Raw genomic sequence first — 4,342 nt, 5'->3', positions numbered from 1 at the left:
ATCTGCACGGAACCGCGGCCCACCACGGCCCCCTCGTCGGTGAGGAAGGTGACCTCACCGAAGAGGCTGCGGCCGGCCGGCGGCGCCGCGGTCGCGGTCACCGAACCGGTGACCGTGGCGGACGCGCCACTGGCCAGCGAGGTCGCCCCGGCCGGAACCGAGACCGTCCCGAGCGCCGAGCTGTAGTAGACGTCCCGGTAGTCGTACGCCGTGCTGCCGCTCGGCACCGAATACCCGTCGACCACCACCGTGTAGGTGCCGGCCGCCGGCGACGGGATCGAGACCGCCTCGTCCGAGTCGCCGTCCGCCTGCTGGGCGATCAGCGTGCTGCCCAGGTAGACGGCCAGGTCGAGGTCGGCCGCCGCGTCGCTCGGGTTGCCGATCGACACGTCCAGCCGCTCGGCGCCCGCCGGCACCACGACCTCGTACTCCTGGCTCGCGCCGTCGGCGATGGTCGGCCGGTCGGACTTGGCGCTGCCCAGCGACCCGCCGCGGGCGGTCAGGTTGATCGGCCCGTAGTTGTTCTTGACCGTCCAGGTCACCGGGGTCGGCGTGCCGGCCTCCACGCTGTCCAGCGTGACCGTCTCCGGAGTGACCGTGACGCCCTGCACCTTGGCGAGCAGGCGGTACGGGTTGTTCAGCGTCGGCGAGGTCCGGCGGGACTCCACCTCGAGCTCCCAGACGCCCGGCAGCGGGTCGTCGTACGAACGCTCCTGCGGCTTGCACACGGCCGGGTCGGAGAAGTTCGTGTAGCAGTTCAGGCTCGAGGTGCTCTCGACCGGAACGCCGTAGGGGTTGATCGCGATCCACCGGGTCTGCGATCCGGTGGCGATGCCGGTCAGGTCCACCTGCAGCGTGGTGGCACCCTCGGGCACGACGATGAAGTACGACTTGGTCGAGTTGCGCTCGACCGAGCCTTCACCGGTCAGGGTGTAGCTGGGCGCCTTCACCGAGGTGGAGGTGATCACCGTGTTGAGGATCTCGAAGTCGACCACCGCGGTGGCCGGGTCGTCGACCTTCAGCAGGCCCGAGTTCAGGCCCTCCTTGGCCTTGACCGTGACGGGCACGGTGACGGCCTTGTTCAGCGGCAGCGAGACGCTGCGGGCCGACTTGAACTGCCCGGTGTCGCCGAGCCAGCTCAGCGTGTGCCGGACCGACTTCGACGATCCGCTGGTCCGGGTGATCTTGACGTTGTAGACCCGCGTCGAACCGGCACGCTGGCCACCCTCAGCGGCGACACACCGGTTGTGGATGCCGACGCCCGGCTCGGTGCTGCCGAGGAACTGGTAGAGCGCGGTGCACACCGGCGCCGACGAGGTGTACCGGGCCGTGCTGATCTCCTTCTTCAGCAGCGGCCAGGCGCCGTTGACGTCGAGCAGGCCGTAGCCCTGACCCGCCACCGGCTCACCCTTGATCGGGTCGGCCGAGGTGTAGAGCGCGCGGCGCAGAGCCGACGGCGTGACACCCTTGTCCGTGGCCTTGGCCGCGGAGAGCAGCAGCGCGGCCGCGCCCGCCGCCTGCGGCGAGGCCATCGACGTGCCGTTCAGCATGGCGACGCCGATCGGCAGGACGTAGCCCGCCTCGGCGACGTCCGGCTCCTTGATCCAGGTGTTCACCGTGGAGATCGCCGAGCCGGGCGCGGTGATGTTCGGCTTGAAGCCACCGTCCTCGCGCGGGCCCCGCGACGAGAAGTTGAACAGCGCGTTCTTCTTGCGCACCACCGAGCCGTAGTTCGCCAGCCAGGTTTCCTTGCTGACGCTGGCCGCGACGCTGACCACGTTGTCGGCCACCGACGGGTCGCCGATCGTGTTCTCACCCGGGCCGGAGTTGCCGGCCGAGATGAACATCTGCACGCCGTAGTCCTCGATCAGCCGGTTGTACAGCTCGGCGCGGGCGTTCTGGCCGTCGTTCAGGGTGGGCAGGCCACCGATCGACATGTTGACCACGTCGACGTGCCGGTTGACCACGAGGTCGACCATGCCGGTGGTCAGCGCGGCCGCGGTGCAGCCGCCGCCCCACGAGCAGGCCCGCGCGGAGACGATCTTCGCGCCCGGCGCCTGGCCGTCGAGGTTGTCGTTGCCGAGCATGTTGTTCGCCGCGGTGATGCCGGCGACGTGCGAACCGTGCACGGCCTCCGGGATGCCGATGTTGACGAAGTCGGCCTTCTGACCGGGCAGGCCGGCCGGGGTCAGGTCGACGTCCTCGCGGTACTCCACCACGAACGGCATGCGCTCGACGATCTCGGTGGCCGGGTTGTCGGTGCCGAAGTGCCCGACGTCGAACTTCTCCTTGTACGGCCGCATCACGGCGTCGTCGGTGAAGTCGTTGTTCTGGTTCACGTCGACCCGGATGTCGTGCGACGCCGGGTCGTAGAGGATGCCGAACACGTCGGCCTGGTCGCCGTCGCGGTTCACGTCACCGGCCGGGTCGCTGGCCGCGGTGATCGACTCGCGGAAGACGTTGTAAAGGAACGTGCCCGCCGGAACCTTGACGCCGGCCGGCGGCGCGGAGAGCATCGCGCGCCACGTACCGTCGCCCTCGAGCAGCGGGTCGGTGGCGGTCACCCAGTCGACGATCTTGCGCTCGCCGGTCGAGGTGGTCTTCAGCGCCGGGTTCTCCAGGTCCACACCGGAGTCCATGATGCCGATCGTGACGCCGCGGCCGTCCCAGGTCGGGTGCTTGGCCTTGAAGGTCACCGAGCCGATCTCGTTGGTGGGCATGTAGGGGTTGGCGGCCGGCGTGCTCGGGCCGGGGCCCGGCAGCGTGGCGGCCTGCCGTGCGCCCTGCTTGCGGCTCTGCTCGACCGACGGGTCCGGCAGCTTGACCTTCTCGTCCAGGTCGATTGCGGACACTCCGGGCAGCTTGGCGGCCTTGACAACGGAGGCGGTCGGCACCTGCGCGAGCACGTACCCGACCTTGTCGAAGCGGCGGGTGACCGTTCCCCCCAGGCTCTTGACCTGAGCGGCCACCTCGGCGACCTTGCCGTCGTCGGTGGCGATGATCAGCGTGACGTTGCGCGCGCCCGTGGACTCCGCCTTGGACAACAGGTCGGCGTCGTGTGCGCCGAGGGTGTCGGCGGGAGCGTCCTTGGGCGAATCAGCGGGGTTGGCCTGAAGGGTGGGTGTGGCCGGGTTGGGCGCGGCATTCGCGGGCACGGCGTTGCCGAGCACCGCTACGCCCACCGCGAGTACGGCGATGAAGGTGCGCCGTCCCCAGGCGGATCGGTGTCTCACTAAGGGGTCCTCCGAAGGATGGGCGCCCGCAGGGGTAACGGGCGCATCCCAGGGATCCTCCGGCCACTGCTACTGCCGAGTCACTACCGTCGATGCCGTCGTGACCAGGATGTAACATAGAAGCTTGTACATATTAACCGTTTACCGAAATAGGATTTCCGGTTCGGCCCTTCATCGACCATATTGTTTGCGGCCCACCGTCATCGTCAACGCAACAAGCGCCACGGTGAGGATCGCTGTCACGTGCACGGGCGCCGGCCCGAGCGGGGTCAGCAGGATCAAGACAGAGATGACCGGGTACGCGTAGACGGCCGGCCCGGTGGCGTGCGGGCGGACGTGCAGCAGCCAGACGCACAGCAGGAAGACGGCCACCGGCACCGCCACGGCGTAGCCGGCGACCGTACCCGAGATTTCCGCGTGCCCGGTGTCGTAGTCGACCACCACGCCCAGCCCCGCACCGACCGCGGCGGCCGAGGCGAAGATCAGGTAGTGGCCGTAGCCCCACAGCATCGACATCCGCAGGCCGGCCAGCAGATCGTGCGCCGACCGTTCGAAGTAGAGCCACCACAGCGAGAACACGATGAGCAGCCCGGCGATCGCCACCCCGGCCAGCTCCGTGACGTGCGCGCCGTCGCTCAGCCCGGTGCGGATGGCCACCGTCGCCGAGGCCACCACCTCGCCCAGCACGATGATCGTGAAGAGGCCGTACCGCTCGGCGATGTGGTGCGGGTGGTAGGTGGTCGGGCCGCCGGGCGCGCGCTCGGCGATGATCGGAACGGCCAGCTCGGCGACCACCAGCAGCAGGAAGGCGACCACCTGCCACGAGTCGGGCAACGCCAGGCGTACCAGCCAGAAGACCTGGACCAGCGCGATGCCGGCGGCGTACCGCAGAGCCGTCGCACGCCGCTGCGAGTCGTTGCGTGCCGCCCGCAACCACTGCCCGACCATCGCCAGTCGCATGATCACGTAGCCGGCCGTGATGGCTCGGTAGTCGGCGTGGTCGAAGGCCGACTCGACGCCGGCGGCCAGCACCAGCGCGCCCGCGATCTGCACCAGCGTGGTGATGCGGTAGACGTCGTCGTCGGTGTCGTAGGCGGAGGCGAACCAGG

General features: G+C 69.4%; 2 protein-coding genes. Both read right to left on the bottom strand.

The genetic code is table 11. From position 1 onward, the window contains the following. Positions 1-3,233, bottom strand: a 3,233-nt coding sequence (locus AB0M20_RS29440) for a S8 family serine peptidase (protein WP_364303571.1), incomplete at its 3' end; no start/stop codon positions are given. Between the two features lie 171 nt (positions 3,234-3,404). Continuing rightward, positions 3,405-4,342 (bottom strand): low temperature requirement protein A (locus tag AB0M20_RS29435; RefSeq protein ID WP_364303570.1); only part of this gene is annotated, 938 nt, incomplete at its 5' end.

Origin of the sequence: Actinoplanes sp. NPDC051633, assembly GCF_040681735.1 — a bacterium.
Taxonomy (GTDB): domain Bacteria; phylum Actinomycetota; class Actinomycetes; order Mycobacteriales; family Micromonosporaceae; genus Actinoplanes.
This window is presented reverse-complemented; position numbering and strand designations above follow the sequence as displayed.